Origin of the sequence: Polyangium sorediatum (genome assembly GCF_029946465.1) — a bacterium.
In the GTDB taxonomy this organism is placed as follows: Bacteria; Myxococcota_A; Polyangia; order Polyangiales; family Polyangiaceae; genus Polyangium; species Polyangium fumosum.
On the sequence record NZ_JARZHI010000012.1, the window covers coordinates 202,192 to 223,453 of the forward strand.

Here is a 21,262-nt window from a genome sequence, read left to right on the forward strand (position 1 = left end):
CCGGGCGATGCCGACCTGTCGTAGGATGGTGCGATATGAGAACCTTTGTGTTGATCGTACCGCTCCTGATTTTAACCGCGTGCACCTCGGAGGCGCGGCAGTTCGATGACCCCGACGCAGGCAGCGGGAGCACGGGCGGCGGGGGCGCGGGCGGAGGCGGAGGCGGAGGCGCGGGCGGAGGCGGCGGAGGCGGCGGCGATGGAATGTGCGAGGGGGAGTTGGTTCGGGTTTCGAATGTGATCGCGAGCTCGCTCGGCATGGGCAGTTGTTGTGGTGGCTCGTTCGAAGCGCTGTCGGACGGCAGTGGCCTGACCAGCCTCGACCCCATGGGGTTGCACGATTGCGAGGACACGAGCATGTGGAAATCGAAACCGCAGACCCTCGCGGGAACCTTGAACTTCGACCTCGGCAAGGTGTACGAGATCCATCAGGTGGTGGTCTGGAACAGCGCGCAGCTCGGCGGCGAGCGGGGCGTACGCCATTTGACGATGACCATCTCCGAGGATGAGAGCACCTTCGTTCCGCTCAACGGCTCTCCGACGACGCTGGGGATCCGAACGACCTGCCCCTCCGGCTCGGCGATCTTCGACGTCGAACCACCCCAGAAGGGACGCGCCGTGCAGTTCAACATCGAGGACGGCCATACCGCCTCCGTCTCGACGAACCTCGGGCTGGGTGAGGTTTGGTTTTTCGGCAAGAGTTGTCCCTAGAATGCTTGGGGCCTCCCCAAACCCCCTGCGGGCCGTTCACGCTTCGTGATGGGGCCTGCCCAAAGACCATCCCGACCGCGGGGACCTGGCGATGGGGTGTCCCCAGGACCGGTGGCGACGGGCGGGATCTGGCGATGGGGCCTGCCCAGGACCGAGCCCGGCCGCCCGGACCTGACGTTGGGGTCTCCCCAGGACCGATCCTGGCCGCCTGGACCTGACGTTGGGGTCTCCCCAGGACCGATCCCGGCCGCCTGGACCTGACGTTGGGTCCTCCCCAGGGCCGATCCGGCCGCCTGGACCTGACGCGGGGGCGTCGCCGCTCCATTTTGGAGCACGCAGCGGTCCATTGGGAGGCGCCTTGCCGGCCTCCCCCTGCCTTATCAGCGGGTCACCTCGAACAAGCTCCCATTCTCATCTCGTACCTATGCCATCCGTCGCAGAGCGGTCGCATTCGACGCGATAGGACATTGTTGCGTCTTTGTCCACGTTGCAATCGAGTGAGCGGGCGACATAATCAATTGAGCACGTAATTGCCTGCCGGCGTTTCCAGCAGGTGGCGTGCTCAGGGCGGCGCCCGCGGATCCTCTCTTGAGGCTCCGCGGGCGCGCCCGGCTCTGCTGTTCGAAAGGAGCTTTTATGGCGACCTATACTCTCTTGAAGGCGCTCTCCGACGCTCGGGGCACGTTCTACTATGCACCGACGCCCCGCGAGGGGAATACGGAGGTGCCGCGCCTCTACTTCGTGAGCGACGACGGCCGGCTGCGCCGGATCCGCATGGCGCCGTACGAAATCATCTACAGCGGCAACGTGAAAATCACCAAATCCTCCACTTCCTCCTACAGACTCGACGGTGCGGTCGACACGGTCGACGTGCGGTGGAATGCGTCCGGTAGCTTCGTGAGCCTCGGCGCCAGGGTTCGCGTCGCCCAGATCGCGTCCCTGCCCCCGAACGGCTTCAGCGCAATCTCGGTCGCCATGCTCGAAGCGATGGCGATCACGGGCACGTCGTTCCCCGAGGACGGTCAGTCCGGGGCGGGACACCATTACGCCGTCAAGACCAGCGAGGGGAACTTCGCCAAGGTCCGCATCTACAAGGACGCGACGAGCAATGAAACCAGGATGGAATGGGTCACGTATCGCACGAGCAACGAGCCGGAGCTCGTGGAGACCGACCTCGGCTCGCCGACGGACGTGATCGTGAAGGAGGTCGCCGCGGGCGACCTCGTCGCCTACGTGTGCGGAGCGGACGAGGACGGCAACGGCTACGTGTATGCCGGTGGGGTCGTTCATGCAGACGGTTTCGGGAGTCCGAAACAGATGGTGTTCACGCCGGACGGCGGCACGATCCTCCTGGCGGATGGCTCCACCCTTTGGGCCATCGACGCGAACCTCGACAATCCCTTCAGCGCCGTCGATTTGCTCGCGGGAAGCGGCCTCGAGGTCCGGGGCGTCGCCGTCACGAAGGCGGGGGATCGCGTGTACCTGTCAGGCGTGGACGGCAGCATTTATAGCGGTACCCTGAGGCTCGCGGAGAACAAGGTCCACGTCGATGCGACGCCAGGCGGGGCTCCGAAGCCGTTCGCGGGCCCCCTGTCCCCAGACCCCCTCACGCTGCATTGGGCCGATGAAGCGCAGACGGCGCTGCTCGCCACCCTGGTCGGCGGCGCCCCGGCGGACCACAAGCTGCTCCTCATCCCCCTCTCCGATCCGAGCGACGCGCGGGACCTGCTCGAGGGGGTCACCATCAATGGCGCAAAGCCGGAGCCCCGCAGCATCGAGGTCATCAAGGAGCTGCGCTTCGCCATGACGAGTGACGCCGGCGTCGGCGAGCTCGATACCGGGCTGCCGCTCGGTCTCAACGTGCCGCTCGGCATCGGGCACGTGCCGTTCCAGGCGATCCTCGACAGCGGAGTCAAGACGGGCCTCGCGGATACCGTCACGCCGCCGGAATTGCAGGGGTACTTCTACAAGGTGAAGGACGTCCCCTTCGGGGGGACCCTGCATTTGATGCTGAACCACGCGAAGGCCCACGCGGAAGGCTACCATTCCTACCAGATCCGGTTCCTCAAGGACGGGGAGGCGCGGCAGATCACCGCGAGCTTCAGCGACCTCAAATGGGACGGGTCGGGCAGATTCGTGGCGAGCCCCGTCAAGGCGGAGACGGTGGGCTCCAGCGTGGGTTGCTATCCGGTTCGCGATCCGGACGACCTCTGGTACAACCCGCACCTCGGCGCGCTCCTCAATACGACGGGCTTCCCGAACGGCGTGCACACGCTGGAGATCAAGTTCCTTGACGCGACCGGCAATGCCGTGGCGGTCTTCTCGCGGGATATCTTCATCGAGAACGCGCCTTCCCGCGTGAAGTTCCTGAACTTCCTGGTCAACGGTCAGACCTTGAACTCGGCGTGCGGCGCTTCCCAGTACGTGAGCAAGGAGGATCCGGTGACGCTCGGCTTCGAGGCCGGCTACGACGGGCTTACGAATGCGAACTACAACCTCCGGGTGATCGTCGGAGCGAAGGTGCTCGCTGAGAGGAGCGGAGTGTTCGACCCGAACACCCCGCTGTTCAACCAGGCGTTCCCCAAGCTGCGTGACTTGATGGGGAAATGCAATATCGCCACGATCACCGCGTCGATGTCGATCAGCCCGCGGGTCATCAACGGCTACAACTACATCGGCGGCGCTAGCACCAGCGCGGGCTTCTCGCTTGTGCCGGCGAGCTTCGATATCGACGAGCCCTGATCGCCCCGCCCGCCTCTCTCCGCACCGTCCGGTCGCGTAGGGGCCCCCGGCCCGCCCGGGGGCCCCGTTTCACCTGACCATCGGCGATCGTCACGCCTCACACCCGTCGAGGTTGCCCCAGCCTGGCGACCATTTCCTTGAACGACGTGGGATGGACGGGCTTCGCGATGTGCACCTGGTATCCCGCCGACAACGTCCGCTCGCGCGTGTGTTGATCGGCATAGGCCGTCAGCGCGGCCGCGGGCGTTCGCCCTCCCTGATCGACGGGCAGCTCCCGAATCTTTCGAATCAGCGCATACCCATCCTCACCCGGCAGCCCGATATCACTCACGAGCACGTCCGGGCGCCACCGCTCGAAGATTTCAAAACCTTCCCGCGCGACCGTCGCCACGCGGACCTCCGCCCCGGCCTCCCCCAGGATGCACTTCATCAGCTCCCGCATGTCGGATTCATCGTCCACCACGAGCACGCGGAGCCCCGCCAGGAGGGAAGGGAAGGGCCCTCTGCCGCGCTCCTCCGCGCCGGCCTTTGGCAAACCAGCGGTCTCCTCGCCCCCCAGCATCAGAGGCAAATCCACGGTGAACTCCGCGCCATGTCCCTCCCCGGCGCTCTCCCCATGCACCGTGCCGCCGTGCATTCTCACGAGGTCCCGCACGATCGCCAAGCCCAGGCCGAGTCCGCCGTGCCGACGCGTGGACGAGCTGTCGGCCTGGCGAAATGGATCAAAGACATAAGGAAGGACGTTGGCGCAGATGCCCTCGCCCGTATCGCTGATGCGGAGCCGCGCCATCGCCCCCACCTCGCGAAGCGACACCGCCACGCACCCGCCGGGCGGCGTGAATTTGATGGCGTTGCTCAAGAGGTTCCGGACGACCTGCTCCAACCTGCCATGATCGCCCCACACCGTGTGGGTCGCCGCGCCGAGCGACTGCGAGAGGCAGATGCATTTCGCCTCCGCGCTCGGGATGGCGGAGTCGACGACCGCCTGGATGAGCTGGGCGATCTGGACCGGCCCGAGCTTCAGGTCCACCTTGCCGCGGAGGATGGCGGAGACGTCGAGGAGCGCCTCGACGAGCCGCAGCTCGGCCATGCCATTGCGCTCGATGACCTCGAGGCCGCGCTGCACCTTGGCCGCGTCCAAGGGGTCCGCGCGGAGGAGCATCTGCGCCCAGCCGAGGATGGCGGTCAAGGGGGTCCGTAGCTCGTGGCTGAGCGTGGAGAGGAACTCGTCCTTCAAGCGGTCGGCGGCCTCGGCCTTGGCGCGCGCCGCCTGCTCGCTCAGAAGGAGCGTCTCCCGCTCTTCCTCGACGCGCTTGCGATCGGCGATTTCTTGTTTCAGGACGTCATTGGCCGCGGCGAGCTCGACCGTTCGCTCCTGGACCCGTTTCTCCAGCTTGTCGTGGGCGCGTCGTAGCTCGGCCGTGAGGTCCTCGCGCGTGGCGACCTCCCGCCGGAGCTCTGCGTTTTGCGCTTCGAGCTGCGCGCGCATCGCATGCAAGGCCACGTGGGTCTCGATGCGCGCGATGACCTCGGTGATCTCGAGCGGCTTGACGACGTAATCGACGCCGCCCGCTTCGAACCCGGCGACCTTATGGGACGTCTCGCCGAGGGCGGTCATGAAAATCACCGGGATCCCTCTGGTTTTTTCGGACGCTTTCAGGCGCCGGCACGTCGCGAGGCCATCCATGCCCGGCATCAAGACATCGAGGAGGATCAGATCCGGCGAAAGGCGCTCGGCCAGATCGAGCGCGTCTTCCCCGTCCTGCGCGATCGCCACCAGATAGCCGCGCTCTTCCAGATGCGCGATCGCCATGGCCAGGCTGGCGGGCAGATCATCGACGATCAGGATGGTGTACGACACCGCATCAGGCGCTGTTCGGCTCATCGGTTCTCCCCGCCCTCACGTCGGTGGCGAATCCGTGTTCGGAGGATCCTATCATGCACGCACGCGCTGTGGCGTCGTATCGAGCTGAGCACGGAGCAGGGAGCGGAGCCGCTTGGTCTGGAAGTTTTTCGCCACCACGCGGATTTCGCCGATCCACGGGCCGAGCCGGGCGTCGCTCGTTTCGAGCCGGTCGAGCTCGCCGAGGACCCGGCTGACGAGCCCTCGCTCTGCCAGATCGAGAAGCCGCCCGAGCTCCTCGGCCGGCGGCGCCGTGAGCGCGTGGATCTCCGCATCGTTTCTGGGGGATGGAGGCGCGGCCACGCCCGGCTCCGCGCGGCGCACCCATGCGAGCTGAAGCGTCGCGCGGAGCAGCTCCAAGAGCGCGCCGGCCTGCACGGGTTTGGGCAAAAAGTCGTCGCATCCCGCGCGGAGGCTCGTGCGCCGCTCCGCCTCCGACGTACTGGCGGACGATGCGAGGATCGCGGTCCGGGCAAGCTCGGGCCTCTGCCGCAAGCGCCGGGTCGCCTCGTATCCATCCATGTTCGGCATGGACAGATCCATGACGATGACGTCCGGCGTCCGCTCGCGGGTCAGCGCGAGCGCGCGCTCGCCGCTCTCGGCCTCCAGCCATTCGAAGCCAATCGGCTGGAGCAGGTCGCGCAAGAGCGCGCGGTTGTCGGCGTTGTCGTCGACCACGAGGATCGAGCGGCGTTTGCCCTCGTACCCGAGGATGGTCTCCCACGAGAGCCCTGCGCTCCCTTGGACGGAGGTCGCCTCGACCAAACGGAGCGTCACCGTGAACACGGTGCCTTGGCCGACCTGGCTCTGGACCTCGATGCGGCCTCCCATGCGCTCGACGAGCTCCCGGGTAATGGCGAGCCCGAGCCCCGTGCCTTCGGTATGCCGTTTCGGATCACCGACCTGCTCGAAGGCCTCGAAGATACGCGTCAGGTCCTCGGGGGTGATGCCGGGGCCCGTGTCCTCGACCTGGAAGCGAACGACGCGCCGAGGGCCCTCGGGCGGCTCCAGCACCTCGACGCGCAAGGTCACCCCGCCGTGTGTCGTGAACTTGAGGGCATTGCCCAGCAGGTTGAGCAGCACCTGCATGAGGCGTTTCTCGTCGGCGCGTACCCCCAGTTGCTTGGGGCCGACATATTCGTACACGAAGGAGAGGCCCTTTTGCTCGGCGCGCACCGAGCAGAGGTTGGCGACGGTCCGGAGGAGCGTGTCGAGGTCGACGGCGGTCAGGTGGAAGGTAAGCTTGCCGGCCTCGATTTTGGCCAGATCGAGCACGTCATTGATGAGGCTCAAGAGGTGCGTGCCGGCGGTGTGAATGATGCGCGCCGATTCGGCGGCCTTCGGGGGCAGGTCGGAGAGCTTGCCGAGGACCTGGGCATACCCGAGGATGCTGTTCAGCGGCGTGCGCAGCTCGTGGCTCATGCTGGAGAGGAAGTCGCTCTTCGCGCGGTTCGCATTGTCGGCCGCCTCCTTGGCGGCCACGAGCTCGGCGGTGCGCTCTGCGACCTCGCGCGCGAGCCGCTCGCTGTAGGCGGACAGCTCGGTGGAGAACCTGGCGTTCTCCACCGCCGTCGCGGCCAGCGCGCCGAGGAGCGTGACCAGCTCGACGCGCGCTTCGGGGAAGGCGTCCTGCACGTGCGGGTGCTCCAGGTACATCACCCCGGAGAGGCGCCCCTGGTGCACGAGCGGCACGGCCAGCACGGAGCCGGGCCGGTGGGCGCGCAGGTAGGGGTCCTCGTCGAAGCGGCTGTCGGAGGCCGCTTGCCCACACACGACCGGCTCCTTGCCGCGCGCGATGTACTGCACCAGCGTCGCCGGCAGCCGCGTCGAGCCGGCGACGGGCTCGTTCAGCGAGAGATCCAGGTGCTCGGGGTTGACCGAAAGCTCGGCGGCGAGGACGAGCTCGCCGCCTTGCACGAGGGCGAGCACCGCGCGCTCGGCGCCGGAGTACTCGGCGAGCAGGCGGAGCATACGGCCGACGAGGGATGCGAGGTTGCGGTCGCCGGAGAGCGCCTGCGTGGCGCGCAGCACGGAGGCGATGTCCAGGGATGCGTGGAGCGTGCGGGCGGTGATGGTCGTGCTCTTCGGCAGGGATGGGGTGTCCGGCGGCTCGCCGTCGAAAAGCGCCGGGCGGCCCGACGTCGCGATGCTGTCCGGGTAACGCTGGGCGAGCCACGCGGCGGCCGCGCGCGCGCCCCAGCGCAGGTAGGCGTCGTGCGCGGCCGTGAGATAGGCGCGCGCCAGGGCGTGGTGCCCGCGGGCGAGGCGGTGCTCGCCGGCGAGGCGCAGGCCGAGCGCCTCGGCGTTGATCAGGTCGTGGTGGCGGGCCTGCTCGATGGCCTGGTCGTAGAGCCGTCCGGCCTCGTCGTGCGCGTCCCGGGCGCGGGCGTGACCCGCGTCCATGAGCAGGCGGGCGGCCTCGAAGGTCTCGGGGCAACTCTCGGCCCAGAGGCGGAGGCGCGCGCCGTGGAAGGCGAGCCGGTCCTCCAGCAACGCGCGCTGTTCGGTGGTGGCGGCGGGCAGGGCCTCCGCGCCGACGATGCAGAGCGTGAGCGTGAGGGCGATGAGCATGGGCGTGCCCCACGACACTTGCCAGTCCGGCTCGACGGCGAGGACCGCTTCGACCGCCCACGCATCGGCGCCGAGATGGAGCCCGGTCAAGCCCGCCATGGCCATCGTCGTGGCCCTGAACACCGTCGATGGCGTGTCCCGCGCGAGCTGCGTGATGTCCTGGAGCGTCTGCTCGACGGCGTGCGCGGCCTTTGCCTGCGAGAGCGCGGCGACCGAGCGGGCGAGGATGTTCCGGAAGTCCATGGCCATCGGATCGCGATAGGCCATGCGATCGAGGTCGTGTGTGATGCGATCGAGGCCATCTCCAGCGATGAGCTGGAACATCCCCCCATGGATCTCGCTGAAGGCCTCGGAGACGAGGTCACGCTCCTCGGCAGCGGCGCGCGTCGCGCGCGCGAAAAGCTCCCTCATCTCCGAGGGCGGCGTCCAGTACTGGGAGGCCACCGTGGCGTTGAAGCGCGCGGTGGCGCGCGCGAAGTCGTGGTGGTCGATGAGCGCCAGCATGGGCTCGTTCAGCCGGCGCCCGAGCGGCAGATTCCCGAGGAGGTAGGCCAGGAGCAAGGCCGTGACGACGCACCCCGCGAACGAGTTCTTCGTCAGCCCGTACCGCAGCGTCTCCCGTACGAGCATCGGCCAGCAGCACCGGCTCAGCGAGGGCATCCAGAAGGCGGCGCAGGGCCCGAGCACCTCCAGGATCCTGCACCGCAGCCCGTGGGCGCGGTCGGTGCTCATCGGCAGCGCTTTCCAGTCCTCGACGGTCATGCGCTGCAGGGCAGGCTCGATCTCGGTGATGAGCGCGTCGAAGAGCGCCTGTTGCTCCTCCGTTGCCCTCGGCAGCGGGCGCCCGAGCCACGCGAGCGCCGAGAGGCCGAGCTCGATGCCCTGCGCGAAGCGGCCGGTGACATGAAAAAACACGATCGAGATGCTGGCCACGCGCGCGCGCTCGAAGGGGTCCTGCGCTCGCTCGAGGCAGCGCAGAAAGAGCCGCTCCGCTTCGTCCACCTGCGCCGCGAGCCAGAGCGCCTCGGCCATGACCAGGTGCACCTCGAAGGTCGTCTCCGGGGCCTCGGTCCACCCCGCCTCGCCGAGCAGCGACGCGGCCGTCCCGAGGAACGCCGCCGCCTGCGCGTCGGCCGCGCTGGCCTTGGCGCGTTGCCCGGCGCGCAGGTTCTGCTCGGCGAGGTCGCGTTTTTCCTGGGCTTCGGTCAGCCGCTCTGCGGCCCGGTTGCGGTGGTAGAGCGTCTCGAAGAGCTCCCCGTCGGCGCAGGTGACGCCGTACCTCGCCCGCAGCGTTCGGCCGATCCAGAGGTGCAGCGAGAGCCGCTCCTCGGCCGTGAGCGCTTCATAAGCGGCCTGCTGCACCCGGTCGTGCACGAACGCGTAGGCCTCGTGCGCCCGATCGGCCTCGTGCACCACGAGCCCCTCGCGTGATGCCTCTGCCAAGAGGGCGCTGACCGTCACCGCTTCTTGGCCGAGCAGGTGCGCGAGCAGCTCTGCGTCGAACCGGTCGCCGACACACGCCGCCGTCTGGAGCGCGCGTTGCAGCTCCGGCGAGAGCCGCTGCAGCCGGCGGGTCAGCAGCGAGACGACGTTGTCCGTGATGCCCGCCCGCTCGATCGCGTCCCGTTGCCATTGCCACCGCCCCGTCTCCGCGTCGCGCACGAGCAGCTTCCGCTCGTGCAAGAGCTGCAGAAATTGCCCGACGAAGAACGGGCTACCGTCGGTTTTCTCCTTGATCAGCCGCGCGAGCGCCTCGACCTCGGGCAGGGGTCGATCGAGCATGTCCGCCACCATCGCCGCGACCGCCTCCTCGCCGAGCGGCGAGAGCACGATCCGCGCTGTGGCGGCGCCCGGGGCCGCGGGCGCCAAGAGCAGGGCATGGAGCGGGTGCTCGGGGCCCACCGCTTCGTCCCGGTAGGCTCCCACCACGAGCAGGTGCTGGCCCGCGGGCTCCTTCAAGAGCTCGCCCAGGAGCGAGAGCGACGCGGCGTCCGCCCATTGCAGGTCGTCGATGAAGAGCACCAGCGGGTGCTCGATGGTGGCCAGCGTCCGCACGAAGCGCAGCACCGTCGCTTGGAAGCGGAGCTTTTCCTCCATCGGCCCGAGCTCGACGAGCGGCTTCGGCTCGCCGAGGATGTGCAAGAGCTCGGGCATGAGCTCGACGAGGATCTGCCCATTCGGGCCCGCGGCTTCCTGAAAGGCGAGCTTCCAGCGCTCCAGCACCTCGGCCGGATCCGAGAGCCGCCGCCGCACGACCGAGCGCAAGGCCTGCGCCACCGCAGCATACGGCGTGCTGCGCTGAAGCTGGTCGAACTTGCCGGCGGCGAAAATGCCCCGGCGCGCGCGCACCTCGCCCTGGAGCGTCTTCACCAGCGCCGACTTGCCCACGCCCGAGGGCCCCGCCACGAGCGAGAGCACGGTCGCGCCGGAGCACGCCTCATCGAACATCGCCGCAAGCGCGGCAGTCTCGTGCTCCCGCCCGAAGAGGCGCGAGGGCGCGCGGACCCGATCGTCCCAATCGCGTTTCGCCAGCGGAAACGGCGCCACCGTCCCCGTCTCGACCCAGGCCCGCGCCGCCCGCTCCAGATCCCAGGCGGCGCCGCTGGCGGTCTGGTAGCGGTCCTCGGGGCTCTTGGCCATCAGCTTGAGCACGATCGCACTCACGGCCTCGGGGATGCCTCGCTCGGGCGCGCGCTCGTGGGGAGGCACGGGCGCACGGGCGATGTGCGCGTGGATCAGCGAAAGCGGGTCGGTGGCGTCGAAGGGCAGGGCGCCGGTCAGCATCTGGTAGAGCGTGGCGCCGAGCGCGTAGAGGTCCGCCCGCGCGTCCGGCGCGCGGTTCATCCGGCCCGTTTGCTCGGGCGCCATGTACGCGAGGGTCCCTGAGATCGCCTCCACGGACGTCTGCTCGGCGAGCGTGGGCGTCCACCAGGTCGAAAGCTCGAAATCGATCAAGCAGGTCTGCGTGCGCTCGGCGTCGACGAGGATGTTGTGCGGCTTGATGTCGCGGTGCAGGATGCCGCGCCGGTGGACCTCGCCCAGGCTGCGCGCGAGCGTGGCGGCGAGGCGCAGGGCGACGCCGACGGGCAGGGGGCCCTGGTCGAGCACGCGGGCGAGCGAGGTGTCGCCCCAGGACGAGAGGACGAGGACCGGCTTTCGGTCGTGCTCTTCGAGGCCGAGCGCCTGGATGACGCCAGGGACTTCGAGGGCGCGCAAGACAGCGTATTCGTGCCGAAGCTCTTCGAGGGCGCGCTGGCTCGGGAGATCGCCATAGGGGAGCTTGAGGACCACCTGCGCGCCGCTCCTGGCCTCGGTGGCGCGCGCGATGCGCATGTCCGTCCCGGTGTAGAGGATCTCGCCGATGACGTACGGCATGCGTGATTCTCGACCACGCCGCGGCGCGTGTCATGCGTTGTCGTCCATGAGCTCGATCGCGTGAGGGTCGGCGTCGAAGAGCCATGGACCGGCGTGCGCGCTCGCTGCCGCGGGGGCGGAAGCGGCCCGTCTTGCAGGAGGCGCGGCGGTCGATCCGGGGCGTGACCTATGCGTCCAGGCCGTGGCACCGAAGGAAGGGAGCGCCGCTCCCGCAAGGGCAGGGAGGCTCCGATCGAACGGCGGTATCCCCGGGGGAGGGACGAATCGGCATGGTGGGTTCATGAGACACCGTCGTGCCCACTCGATCTCCCAAGGTATGCTGCACGTTCGCCATCTCTGCGAGCGTCGCGCGCTCTGCGGTGCTGTCGCCTGCGTCACGAAAGATCTGTAACAATCGTTCGAAGCACGGGAGGGCACGATTCCGATCCTGGGAGGCTACGCAGATCGTGACCATCATCTTGAGCGCGCCGACCTCCGCGGGCGTGTTCCCCGCGGCGCGAAGGGTCGGAAGAGCCTGCTCGAGGTCGGCGATGGCTGCCGCCGGATTGTCCAAGCCCAGATGAGCGGCGCTCCTGTCGATGAGGGTGATGGCCTCGTCCGCGCGATTGCCCAGGGCGCGGTGAAGGGCGAGGGCTTGTTCGAAGCAAGCGAGCGCGCGGGCCGGCTCGCTCATCAGCAGGTAGGCCAAGGCGGTGCTGTGGAGCGTCGAGGCCTCGCCCGCGCGGTCGCCGAGGGCACGACGGAGGTGCAGCGCCTGCTCGAAGAGCGAAAGCGCGCGTGGGAGATCGCCCACTTCGCGATAGATGATGCCGAGGTTGTTGAGGACAGATAATTCCGCCATTCGATCGCCCGCGCGGCGAGCGACCCGCAGGGCCTCTTCGGAAATCGAAGCAGCGACCGCCTTGTCCCCCGCGGCGCGAAGGAGTTCGGCGATGTTGCTCAGGATGAAGACCTCATAGGCATCATGGCCCGCGGCACGAACGAGCGGCAAGGCTTTTTCGAAGAGCGAAATCGCCATCGCCTGGTTCCCCACCGAAGCTTCGAGGGAGGCGGATTTGATGAGCACACGGAACGCGCCCTCGTGATCCTGGATCACGCGAAAGAGCCGCGAGGACTCCTCGAAGAACGAGAGCGCCCGCGCGTGATCCCCCGCCTCGCCATGGGCATCGGCAAGGCTTTCGAGGATCGCCGCTTCCCCGTTGCGCTCCTTCAGCTCACGGACGATCTCGAGCGCTTGTTCGAAACAACCGATCGACTGTCTCGTGTTTCCTATCTCTTTATGGGCGAATCCGAGCTTGTTGAGGGTGACGGCCTCGCCAAGGCGATCGCCGGCGGCGCGAAGGGTGAGCCGTGTCTGTTCGAGTTCCGTGACGCTCTCATCGCGCATAGGGATCCTCTCCATGCCACCCATCGTCGGCGGGTTGGCGGAGGTACGTCTATCACGTGCGGAAGGTGCGTTACAAGTTCGCACCCATGGAGCCGCAAGCGATCCTTCGCTTGCATCTCCCGCTTCCGCTCCCTCGGCCGAGGAGTTCGGGAAGACGCTTGATGGACGAGGGACGGATGCGTGCACCGCATCCGCGCCGGTTTTGTGGGCTTCCACATCGACATGGCGTGGCCCGAAGGTCACGCGCAGGCGTCTCCAAGGCGCGTGCAGGCGTCTCCAAGGCGTGCGGGCGCGTCTCCAAGGCGCGTGCAGGCGTCTCCAAGGCGTGCGGGCGCGTCTCCAAGTCGCGTGCAGGCGTCTCCAAGGCGCGCGGGCGCGCCTTCCTCTCGTGCCCACACGTCTCCACGTCGCGTGCGCGCGCCTTCCTGACATTCCCGAACGATCTCCACGTCGTGCGCGCGCGCCTCCGCCTCGCTCGCGCGCGCCTCGACGCCCCTCGCGCGCGCCTCCTGCTCCCGCTACGGGTTCCGGCACCCCTGACTCGGCGTCACCCGCGCCTTCCTACTCAATTCATGTGGTGTATGTGGATGCACGTATCTTCCCCACGGTCAAGAGCATTACGCCTAAGACGGAGGATGGTTAGCTTTACAACGGAATGCAGGTATCCGTGGTATGAAAGGACACGGTCGATCACCACGTGGGAAGCGTGCGACGCTCCAGCGAAGGCGGAAATCCTGGTTTCTTTGTCCTGGATCCCACACGATGCCGCGTCCTTGTCAGGCGTCTCTGACTGCAAACAACCTAAAGGAGCGCAATCCGTGGCAACCCCGGTACCGAACAACACCATCATCCTTTACAAAGACGACAACACGAACATCGTACTCGAAACGATCGACTTGACCCAATACACATGAAGTGATGTCCACGCCCTCAAAGGGTCGAAGGATGAAGCCACATACGTGCGCTACAACCTCCCCAAGGGCCGCGTCGTCACGCTGTTCGACAACCACACGACGCTGGATTGGCCCAACCTCAAGGGGGCTGGCAGGGTCTGTGACCTCATCGGCACCGGCGACGGGGAGGAGCATGCGATCAATCTGAAATCGTGCAACCTGAACGACTGTGCCTCCGCGTTCCTGCAGCGGAACGTCGACCTCGACATGGGGTATGTGTGCCTCTACGAGGAGGGAGACTTCAAAGGCAACTGCACGACACTTTTCATGTCGGAGTGGGAGCTCGACACGGATACGCCCCACAACATGGACGGCTGGCATATCGAAGACAAGCTCAGCTCGATCAAGTGGCAGGACATGCTCGACACTTTCAGCATGGAACTCTACGCGAACAGCGACGGGAGCGGAAAGAGCTACGCGAACATCGCGCGTGGCGCGGGGCAGGAGGCGAACCTGGCGGACGTGGGGTTCAACGACAGCGCCAGTTCGTTCAAGATCTTCCGCCTCAGGCCAGTGGAGGAAGAAATCAAGCAAGTGGTCATCGAAAATTATGTTCCGACGAACCAGTCGGAAGCTGTGGTCTACAACCTGGAGGGCACGAACGACGGGCCCAGACCGATGAAACCGGGTACCGGCGTGACGGTGAGCGTCACAGAGACCGCGGAGATCACGGTCACCGATATACACAGCACCGGCGGCGCCGTTGAAGGCAGCTATACCTGGAGCAGGCTGGGCAGCAATGACAACGCGGGGAATCTGACCGTTGGGGCTTCCTACAACTACGAGCACTCCGAGAGCAGCACAGACAGCATAGAGGTGGAAAAAGTGCTCACCACCAGCATTGATTACGAAGTTCCGCCGAATCATACGTATGTCATCCGGTGGTACGCCACGAGCGGCACGGTGGACGTCACGGTCAATACCACCGCCACGCGTTGGTATACCCAGCCGCTCGCGGGCACCATTCTGGACCCCAACAACGGGTACTACCGGCGCGACGAGAACCTGACGCTCAGCTTCAAGGGAGTGCTGTGCGTGCATTATTGGAACTATTACAATAGCGTCTCCATCTCCTCCCCCTGACGTCTTCTGGCGAGATGCGCGATGAAACCGCCGCCCGCCGCGGTTTCACATGGTCCGATTTCGTCGAGAGCGCCCACGCTGGTGACGGCCTGGGCGTCGAGCGGATCCGCGCGATCGAGTGGCCATCCCGTCGCCGTGCGGAGGGCCCGCGCGGTCGAATAGCACTCTATCGGTTTACGCCAGGCAGCCAGCATGGATCTCCCTCTCGCTGAGCTGGGCCTCGGGGAGTGTCGGCCGCTCGACCCGTCGATCCCCGAGCTCGAAGCGGCGACGGGGGAAAGGGGTGCGGAAAGGGCACCACGGGCGCGACAGGGGGATCCCCGACCGGTGGAAATCCAGCCAAGATCCATGGGGTTGGCGACCCCGGGTCAGAAGGACCGGCACCTATCCCGCTCCCGTTCCCACCCCCTTCGCCCCACGGCAGAAGAACGCTAGTCTCTCCCGTGTGCATCTCCGCCTTGCTTCGTGGCTGCTCCTCTCCTGCGCGACCGCCTGCGCCCCGGCCGCCCCCGCGCCTCCCCCGCCCAGCGCCCCTCCGTCTCCCCCTTCGCTTCCTTTGCCCGGCAGACCGTTCCCGCTTCCCACGCGCTTCGTGGCCGACCGATTCTTCGTGGAGCCCATCACCCCGAGCGGCGCCCGGCTGCTTCTTTTCACCGATACCGGCGGCGGACTCTTCCTCACCCGCAGCGCCGTCGAGCGGCTCGGCCTCCCGACCGAGCAGGTCGCGAGCGACGAGGGACAGGCCGAGGGCGTACGGCTCCCGCCCTTCAAGCCAGAGGCTTCGATTCCCCCGGTGACCGTACTCGAAGGGCACCTCGGCGTGGCCTCGCAGGACAAGGATGCTTGTCCACGCGAGATCCGCGACGGCATGCTCGGCCAGGCCTGGTTTCAGGGCCGCACGTGGACCTTTGATTACCCGGGCCGCCGGCTCCTCCTCCGCGCCCCGGGTGATCTGCCGGCGCACGATGCGTCGCACCGGGTCTCGTTTGGCTTTCCCATGAACGAAGCGGGCGCGCGGGCGACCAACTTCCCGCGCATCCAGGCGCAGATCGACGGCCAGACCGTGGATCTCCTTTTCGACACGGGCGCGACCGTGAACCTCACGGATGAGGCGGCAGCCGCGCTCGCGGACGGTGGGCCTCTGGTGCGCGCCACGAGCTTCATCGTGCGGTCCACCTTCGACCGGTGGCGCCAGGATCACCCGGCGTGGCGTGTGCTCGAGGGCGCCGACCTTTGCGCCCGCGGGGAGCCGATGATCGAGGTGCCGCGAATCACGGTCGCGGGGTACGAGGTTGGGCCGGTCTGGTTCGTCCGGCGGCAGGACAAGAACTTCCACGCGTGGATGTCGCAATGGATGGATAAACGGGTGGACGGCGCGCTGGGCGGGTCCGCGCTTCACGACTTCCGGGTGACTGTCGACTACCCGAGCGCGGTCGCCGTGTTCGAGCGGCCATAACGAGCCCCTCCGCGCGGAGACCCACGGGCGATGGTGTCATCGCTGGAGCTGGGGATACTGCCGCGGCGGGGACCCGCGAGGTGCTCCAAAATGGAGCGCTGGGTGCTCTACGTGGGGGGTTGTCGCGCCGGAAGCTCGGGCATCGTTCCGTTCCTCCGACGAGCGCGTTGAAGGATTCCGGCAGCGCGTGGACAATGGCGCCGTTTGGGGGGCTCCGCCCGACGATGCAAAACGACGATGCAAGACGATGAGCGCCACCCGGCGCCCGAGCAACTCGAGAGCGCCGCGCGTGGGGATGGGCTCACCCTGACCGCCGACGTCGATGCGCGGGCGACCACGACGGCCGAAGGGCGACCGAGCACGAGCGGCACGACCACGGTCGAGCCGCGAGCTCCGTCTTCGGGTCTCCGGTCCTCCTCCTCGCCTCTGGATCGCGCGCCGCCCCAGGTCGGCTCCACGATCAAACATTATGAGCTCCTACGAAAGCTCGGCCAGGGCGGCATGGGGACCGTGTTCCTGGCCCGCGACACCAAGCTCGGGCGCCTGGTGGCCATCAAGCTCCTTCTCGCTTACGGCGGGCACCGCGCCCAGCGCCTCCTCGCCGAGGCGCAGGCTACGGCCCGCTGCAGGCACGAGAACATCGTGGTCATCCACGAGGTCGATGAGGCCTTCGGCTACCCGTACATGGTGCTCGAGTACGTCGAGGGTCGCACACTGCGCGACCACCTCGAGCTGCAGCAGAAGCCCCAGAGCGCACCCGGGAGCCCTCTCGAGGTGGCGCGCGCGCGGACGTCGCCGCTCGTCGCGGCCGAGCTCCTGATCCCGGTGGTTCGCGCCTTGGTCTGCGCGCACCGGCTCGGCATCGTGCACCGTGATCTCAAGCCCGAAAACATCGTTCTGGCCGACGCGGGGCCCATCAAGGTGCTCGACTTCGGCATCGCCAAGCAGCACGGGGCCGAGGAGATCTCCATGCTCGCGGGCGATCTTTTCGCAGGGGGGCGCGCGCCGCACGGCGATGGAGCACTCGCCGGCACGTTGCCGTACATGTCGCCCGAGCAGCTCCGGGCCGAGGACATCGATCCCCGCAGCGACCTCTGGGCGGTGGGCATCATGCTGTACGAGCTCGTCACCGGTGCCCACCCGCTCGCCCCCTTCGCGCTGGGGTGGCTCCGGCGCGTCATGGACCTCGAGGCCCCGATGCCCCGTGTCGATGACGATCGCCCGGCGGCACGCGCGCTCGGGGACCTCATCGAGCGCTGCCTGAAGAAGCGCAGGGAGGAGCGCATCGGCTCGGCCGAGCAACTCCTGGCCGAGCTCGAGGGAATCGCCGGCGACGGCAAGGCGCTCGCGCTCATCGGGGACGAGAGCCCTTTCACCGGGCTCGCGGCCTTTCAGGAGGCGGACGCGGGGCGCTTCTTCGGCCGCGACCGCGACATCGCCGTGGTGCGCCGGCGGCTGCGCAACCAGCAGATGGTGGTGGTGGCCGGCCCCTCGGGCGCCGGGAAATCGTCGTTCGTGCGTGCGGGCGTGATACCCGCGGTGAAGCGACTCGGCGACAGCCGGGAGGCTTTTGTCGTGCGTCCCGGACCGAGACCGCTGGAGGCGCTCGCCCACCTCCTCGCCCAGATGTCCGACGAGAGCCCGAACGAGCTGGTGGCCGCCCTGCACGTCGAGCCCGGCCTGCTTGGCGCGCGGCTGCGCGCGCGCTGCCGGGCCTCGGGGACACGGCACTGGATCCTGCTCTTCGTGGACCAGTTCGAGGAGCTGTACACGCTCGGCGCGCCCCCGGAGGAGCGCGCCGCGTTCGTCGCTTGCATCGAAGGCGTCGCCGACGACGCGTCCTCTCCGCTCCGCGTGGTGCTGGCCATCCGCTCCGATTTCCTGGATCGCACGGCCGAGGATCGCCGCTACTCCACCGAGGTGAGCCGCGCCCTTCTGTTCTTGCCGCCGATCGGGCGTAACGGCCTGCGCGAGGCCCTGGTCCGGCCGGTCGAGGCCGCAGGCCATCGCTTCGAGGACGAGGACATGATCGCGGCCATGCTCGCCTCGCTGGAGCGTACACGCAGCCCCCTGCCGCTCCTGCAGTTCATGGCCGGGAAGTTATGGGATGCAAGGGATCGCCAGCGCCAGCTCCTGACGCGGGAGAGCTACGAAGGGCTCGGCGGTATCGCCGGGGCGCTGTCGGCCCACGCCGACGCGGTCCTCGCCACGCTCTCCCCGCGCGAGCAGCGCCTCACCCGTGCGGTGTTCCTGCGCCTGGTCACGCCCGAGCGCACGCGCGCGGTGGTGAGCCTGTCCGAGCTCGCCAAGCTCGCCGAGGGGGACGCGGCCGAACGCATGACCCTCGAGCACGTGATCCAGCACCTGGCCAGCGCGCGCCTGCTGCTCGTGGAGGCCGGCGGCGAGCACGCTGGGACGACCGTGGAGCTGTGCCACGAGGCCCTGATCGAGAGGTGGCCGAAGCTCGGGCAGTGGATCGACGAGAGCGCGCAGGACGCGCAGTTCCTCGCCGAGCTGCGCGCGGCGGCGCAGCAGTGGGAGGCCCGGGAGCAGGCCGATGGCTTGTTGTGGCGCGACCGCGCGGCCCGCGAAGCCCGGACGTGGCTCTCCCATCGCCGCGCCGAGCGAGGCGAAGGCGCGCCCCTCGGCCTGGGCGGGCGCGAGGAGCGCTATCTGTTGGCCGTGGTGGCGCTCCTCGAGCGCGCGCAGCGAAGACGAAGACAGGCGACCCTGGGTGTCCTCGCCACGCTCGTCGCCGTGGCGCTCGTGGTCTCCTCCCTGGCCATCCGCGCGGCGCAGGAGGCGGCCCACGCGCGGATGGAGGCCGCGCGCGCCGATCACCAGGCCGCGCTCGTGCAGGCCGAGGCCGTCCAGGCCCGCAACGCCACCCGCATGGCCACGGCGCGGGAGCTGCAGGGCGACCCGACGACCGTGCTCGCGCTGGTACGCGAGCTCGAGCCGCCCGAGGTGCCGCGCGGATGGTCCGAGCTCGCGCGTTTCGCGCTGGAGAGCGGCGTCGCCCACGTGGTGCTCCACGAACCGGCGGGCATCACGCGCGCGGCCTTCAGCCCGGATGGCCAGCGCATCGTCACCGCCTGTGTGGACACCACGGCGAGGGTCTGGAGCGCCGACGGCGCGGGCGCGCCTGTCGTCCTGCGCGGGCACGAGGACAGGGTTGCCGGGGCTGCTTTCAGCCCGGATGGGCAGCGCATCGTCACCGCGTCCTGGGACAGGACCGCGCGCATCTGGAACGCCGACGGCACGGGCCAGCCCATCGTCCTGCGCGGCCACGACGATGTCGTCTTCTCGGCGGCCTTCAGCCCTGACGGCCAGCGCGTCGTCACCGCGTCCTGGGACGGGACGGCGCGCATCTGGAGCGCCGACGGCGCGGGCGAGCCGGTCGTCCTGCGCGCAGGCCCGGGCTGGGTCTGGTCGGCGGCGTGGAGGCCCGACGGTCAGCGCATCGTCACCGCCTCGGGAGACTTCACCGCGCGGGTCTGGAACGCCGACGGCACGGGCCAGCCCATCCCCCTGCAGCACGACGACGTCGTCTATTCGGCTTCGTTCAGCCCCGACGGCCAGCGTATCGTCACCGCCTCCCAGGACAAGACTGCGCAGGTGTGGAGCGCCGACGGCAAAGGCAAGCCCGTGGTCCTGCGCGGTCACGAGGATGTCGTCTTCTCGGCCGCCTGGAGCCCGGACGGCCGGCACGTCGCCACGGCGTCCTGGGACAAGACCGCGCGGGTGTGGGACGTGAGCGGCGCGGGCCAGCCCCTCGTGCTCCGCGGCCACCAGGATCTCGTCGCCGCCGCGAGGTATAGCCCTGACGGCGAGCGCCTCGTCACCGCCTCCCTGGACAGAACCGCGCGCGTATGGGCTCTGCAGAGCATTCGTTCGCCCCTGATCCTGCGGGGCCACCTGCATGGCATTGCCAGCGTGGCCTATAGCCCCGACGGCCGGAACATCGTCACGGCGTCCCACGATTTCACCGCCCAGGTGCGCAGAGCCGACGGCGGGGGCGAGCCCGTCGTCCTGCGCGGCCACAAGGACATCGTCTTCTCGGCGGCGTATAGCCCCGACGGCCGGCACGTCGTCACCGCATCCTACGACAATGCCGCACGGATCTTTCCCGTGGATGGCGCCGCGCCCCCCCTCGTTCTCGCCGGTCACGAGGCGCCGGTCACGTCGGCGGCCTTCAGCCCGGATGGGCAGCGCATCGTCACGGCGTCCTACGACAGGACCGTGCAGGTGCACGACGCCAACGGAGGGGGCCAGCCCCTGATCTTGCGCGGCCACGCGCAGCCCGTCATGGGGGTCTCGTACAGCCCCGACGGGCGTCGTATGGCCAGCGCGTCCATGGACACGACGGTGCGTTTGTGGAGCGCCGACGGCACGGGCGAGCCCCTCGTCCTGCGCGGCCACCAGGATCGGGTGAGCACGGCGCTGTGGAGCCCCGATGGCAAGCACATCGTCAGCGCTTCCTGGGACAAGACCGTGCGTGTCTGGAATGCCGATGGCACGGGCGAGCCCCTCGTCCTGCGCGGTCATCTCGGCGTCGTCAATGCGGCCGCCTACAGCCCCGACGGCACCCATATCGTCAGCGCCTCCGACGACAGGACCGTGCGCGTGTGGAACGCCGACGGCACGGGCGAGCCCCTCGTCCTGCGCGGCCCGGAGCTCGCCGTCAAATGGGCAACCTATAGCCCTGACGGCAAGCACATCGCCTGCGCCTCCGACGACAGGGCCGTGTGGGTATGGAGCGATCTCGATCCGATCCGCAGCGTCGAGGATCCGGAGCTATGGACGGCGACCGAGGATTGCATGCCCGTGGAGCGCAGGATGGAGATCCTGCGCATCTCCGAGGCCATGGCGCGCGCCCATCGGGAGAGCTGCGTGGCGCGCGTCGCAGCGGCGCGCGCCAGAGGCCTTCCGGACAAGCAATAACGCGCGACGAGAACATCGAGCGGTTCAAGAACCGCTCGATGTTCTCGTCTTCTTCCGTCCCGAGGGGGACGCCTCGCGTCCCCCTCTCGCCCGGGCAAAGCCCGGTCGATTCACCCCCCGAGGCGAGCTCGGTGGTCA

Annotated in this window: 8 protein-coding genes; 5 read left to right on the forward strand and 3 right to left on the reverse strand. The window is 68.4% G+C overall.

Features of this window, described 5'->3' with window-relative positions:
- Positions 1 to 35: 35 nt before the first annotated feature.
- Positions 36 to 710, forward strand: a complete 675-nt coding sequence (locus QHF89_RS16930; protein WP_284720586.1) for a discoidin domain-containing protein — start codon at positions 36 to 38, stop codon at positions 708 to 710.
- Positions 711 to 1,346: 636 nt separating this feature from the next.
- A complete protein-coding gene (locus QHF89_RS16935) occupies positions 1,347 to 3,452 on the forward strand; it encodes a hypothetical protein (protein ID WP_136972994.1) in 2,106 nt (701 codons plus the stop codon).
- A 97-nt stretch (positions 3,453 to 3,549) separates the two neighbouring features.
- Here QHF89_RS16935 and QHF89_RS16940 read toward each other — a convergent pair whose 3' ends face one another.
- The 3 genes from QHF89_RS16940 to QHF89_RS16950 form a co-directional block, all read right to left on the reverse strand.
- Positions 3,550 to 5,337 (reverse strand): response regulator, encoded by a 1,788-nt coding sequence (locus QHF89_RS16940; protein ID WP_136972995.1) that lies wholly within the window; start codon positions 5,335 to 5,337, stop codon positions 3,550 to 3,552.
- 51 nt (positions 5,338 to 5,388) lie between these two features.
- Positions 5,389 to 11,301 (reverse strand): AAA family ATPase, encoded by a 5,913-nt coding sequence (locus QHF89_RS16945; RefSeq protein ID WP_136972996.1) that lies wholly within the window; start codon positions 11,299 to 11,301, stop codon positions 5,389 to 5,391.
- 166 nt (positions 11,302 to 11,467) lie between these two features.
- Entirely contained in the window at positions 11,468 to 12,703 is a 1,236-nt protein-coding gene (locus QHF89_RS16950) for a tetratricopeptide repeat protein (RefSeq protein WP_284720587.1), read from the reverse strand.
- 944 nt (positions 12,704 to 13,647) lie between these two features.
- Between QHF89_RS16950 and QHF89_RS16955 the strand changes: the two genes are divergently transcribed.
- From QHF89_RS16955 to QHF89_RS16965, 3 genes are all read left to right on the forward strand, one after another.
- A complete protein-coding gene (locus QHF89_RS16955) occupies positions 13,648 to 14,724 on the forward strand; it encodes a hypothetical protein (RefSeq protein WP_136972998.1) in 1,077 nt (358 codons plus the stop codon).
- 592 nt (positions 14,725 to 15,316) lie between these two features.
- Positions 15,317 to 16,180 (forward strand): hypothetical protein, encoded by an 864-nt coding sequence (locus QHF89_RS16960; RefSeq protein WP_136972999.1) that lies wholly within the window; start codon positions 15,317 to 15,319, stop codon positions 16,178 to 16,180.
- Between the two features lie 237 nt (positions 16,181 to 16,417).
- Positions 16,418 to 21,124 (forward strand): nSTAND1 domain-containing NTPase, encoded by a 4,707-nt coding sequence (locus QHF89_RS16965; protein WP_136973000.1) that lies wholly within the window; start codon positions 16,418 to 16,420, stop codon positions 21,122 to 21,124.
- The last annotated feature ends 138 nt before the right edge of the window (positions 21,125 to 21,262 follow it).

Excerpts from the sequence above, each read along its gene's own strand:
- QHF89_RS16930 (WP_284720586.1), top strand. The coding sequence starts at position 36 with ATGAGAACCTTTGTGTTGATCGTACCGCTCCTGATTTTAACCGCGTGC.
- QHF89_RS16935 (WP_136972994.1), top strand. The coding sequence starts at position 1,347 with ATGGCGACCTATACTCTCTTGAAGGCGCTCTCCGACGCTCGGGGCACG.
- QHF89_RS16940 (WP_136972995.1), bottom strand. The coding sequence starts at position 5,337 with ATGAGCCGAACAGCGCCTGATGCGGTGTCGTACACCATCCTGATCGTC.
- QHF89_RS16945 (WP_136972996.1), bottom strand. The coding sequence starts at position 11,301 with ATGCCGTACGTCATCGGCGAGATCCTCTACACCGGGACGGACATGCGC.
- QHF89_RS16950 (WP_284720587.1), bottom strand. The coding sequence starts at position 12,703 with ATGGAGAGGATCCCTATGCGCGATGAGAGCGTCACGGAACTCGAACAG.
- QHF89_RS16965 (WP_136973000.1), top strand. The coding sequence starts at position 16,418 with ATGCAAGACGATGAGCGCCACCCGGCGCCCGAGCAACTCGAGAGCGCC.